This is a genomic window from Cellulomonas hominis (assembly GCF_005239125.1).
In the GTDB taxonomy this organism is placed as follows: Bacteria; Actinomycetota; Actinomycetes; order Actinomycetales; family Cellulomonadaceae; genus Cellulomonas; species Cellulomonas hominis_A.
On record NZ_SZYE01000305.1, the window covers coordinates 1 to 2415 of the forward strand.

The following is a 2415-nucleotide window of genomic DNA, read 5'->3' on the forward strand; positions in this document are numbered from 1 at the left end:
GGCGAGCGCGGCCACGGCGAGCGCGCCGAGCACCGCCGCGGCGACCGCCAGCACCGCCGGGGCGGCCCCGACGGCGACCGCCGCCGCCGCCCACACCGCGAGCGCCGCCGGGACCAGCCGGACGTCGACCGCCTCGTCCGCGCTCACACCCGCACCAGGTCGCGGATCTGGCCGAGCACCGCGGGGCCGATGCCCGACACGTCGAGCAGGGCGTCCACGCTCGCGAACGGCCCGTTCGCCTCGCGCCAGGCCACGATCCGCTCGGCGAGCACCGGCCCGATACCCGGCAGCGTCTGGAGCTCGGCACCGCCGGCCGTGTTGACGTCGACGGCGCCACCTGCGGCGCCCGCCGGGCCACCACCGCCGGCACCGGCACCCCCGCCCGCCTCGTCCACGACCACCGGCTCCTCACCGGGCGCGGGGACCCGGATCTGCGCGCCGTCCTGGACGACGGCCGCCAGATTGAGCGCGGTGAGGTCCGCCCCGGGCAGCGCACCACCGGCCGCGGCGACGGCGTCCGCCACCCGCGAGCCCGCGGGCATGGGGACCACGCCCGGCGACGCGACCTCCCCGACGACGTGCACCCACACGGTCGCCTCCTCCGCGGGCGTCGGGCCGGGCTCCGCGTCCCCCTGTGCTGCAGCAGGGGCGGTCACCGCCGGCTCCTCGACCGCGACCGGCTCCCCCGTCGGCTGCCCTGCCGACCGCAGGGCCACCGCCCCACCCACCAGCAGCAACGCGCCGAGCGCGATCCCGGCGGTCCGCGGCGCCACCCGCCACCGCACGAGACCGTCGAGCCGGAGCCGCTCGTCGCCGACCGCACCGTCCGGCTCGTCGAGGTCCACCCCGCCTCCGGCACCGACCCCACCGGCCGGTTCGGCGTGCGACACACCGTCCCTGCCTCCGAGGGCACCTCCGGCGTCCGTCGGCTCGGGGCGCGCACCGCCGGTGTCCGTGGGCTCGGGGCGCGCACCGGCGGCACCGGCCGACTCGGCCTCGCGGTCACCCGCGCCGACTGCCCGGTCCACGCTGTCGCCCGCGCGCCCTGCCTCCACCCCGGACGCCCTCCGCGCCGCCGCGCGCAGCCGCGAGGCGCCCGCCCCCGCCGGCGTCGCGGCGTCGTGGCGCGGGTCGGGTGGCGGACCGCCGTCGTACCAGGTCATGCGGCGACGTTAGGCGGACCCCCCGACCGCGCCCCCGGGGTCTGCGCCCGCGCTGGGGACGACGCACGGACCGCGGCCCTGTGGACGGCTCGGCGCCCGCTCAGCAGGCCCCCACCCCCGCGGACGCCCACCGCGCCACGCGCCGCGACCCCCTCCCGGGCAGCCCTCGCGCGCGATCGCGGGGCGTCAGCGGTCGGTGACCGTGACGGCCAGCGCCCCGACGCCCAGGTGCCCGCCGAGCACGGCACCCACCTCGCGCACCAGCACCTCGTCGAGGCCGAGCGCGTCCCGGAGGCGGTCGGCCACCTCCTGGGCCACCTCGGGTCGGCCGAGGTGCTGCACCCCGACCCGCACGCCCGCGCCGGCAGCACCGGCCGCCGCACCGGAGCTCGCACCAGCACCACCCGCACCACCGGCGCCCGCGCCCCCGGCTCCCGGCAGCCGCCGGCCCACCTCGGCCACGGCGAGCGCGTGCAGCCGGTCCCGCGCGGCCCGGCGGGTCCGCACCCGCTCGGCGACCTCGATCCGCCCGTCGCGCAGCACCAGCACCGGCCGGAGCCCGAGGACCGTCCCGAACGCGGCCGCGGCGGCGGACAGCCGCCCGCCCCGGCGCAGGTGGTCCAGCGAGTCCACGACGAACCACGCCGCGGTCGAGCGTCCGACCTGCTCGGCGGCCGCTGCCACGGAGGCGCCGTCGGCCGGCCCCCAGACGGTGCCCCGCGCCGCCTCCGCGGCGGCGAGGGCGGCGAAGCCGAGCCCGAGCCCGGCGCTCCGCGAGTCGACGACGTGCACGGGCAGCGGTGCGAGCTGCGCGGCCAGGCCCGCGGCGCGCACGGTGCCGGAGAGCTCGCCGGACAGGTGCACGGACACCACCTCGGCGGCCCCGCGGGCGGCGGCGGCCTCGTAGGCGGCGGCGAACGCGGCGGGCGGCGGCTGGGACGTCGTGACGCGGCGCCCGGAGGCGAGCGCGGCGACGAGCCCGGCGGGGGTCAGGTCGACGCCGTCGCGGAACCGCTCGCCGTCGGCCGCCACGTCGAGCGGGACGACGTCGATCCCCCACTCGGCGGCGTCGGCCGCCGTCAGGCAGGACGTCGAGTCGGTGACGACGACCACCCGGGGCGGAGCGGGCGGCGCGGGATCGGGGTCGACGACCGCCCGCGGACCGCGCCGGAGCCGGCGTGCGACGCGCTCGGCCCACGCGGGCGGCGGCACGGCGATCCGCAGCCCGGACCCCGGGGCGCGCGCCCCGCGG

The 2415-nt window shown here is 81.2% G+C and carries 2 protein-coding genes; both read right to left on the minus strand.

Annotated elements, in window-relative coordinates; translation table 11 throughout:
* Positions 1-143 precede the first annotated feature (143 nt).
* On the minus strand, positions 144-845 hold the full coding sequence (locus FA014_RS20350; RefSeq protein WP_230323434.1) for a ComEA family DNA-binding protein: 702 nt from the start codon (positions 843-845) through the stop codon (positions 144-146).
* Between the two features lie 504 nt (positions 846-1349).
* On the minus strand, positions 1350-2415 hold a 1066-nt coding region (locus tag FA014_RS19170; protein ID WP_328288228.1), incomplete at its 5' end, for a DegV family protein.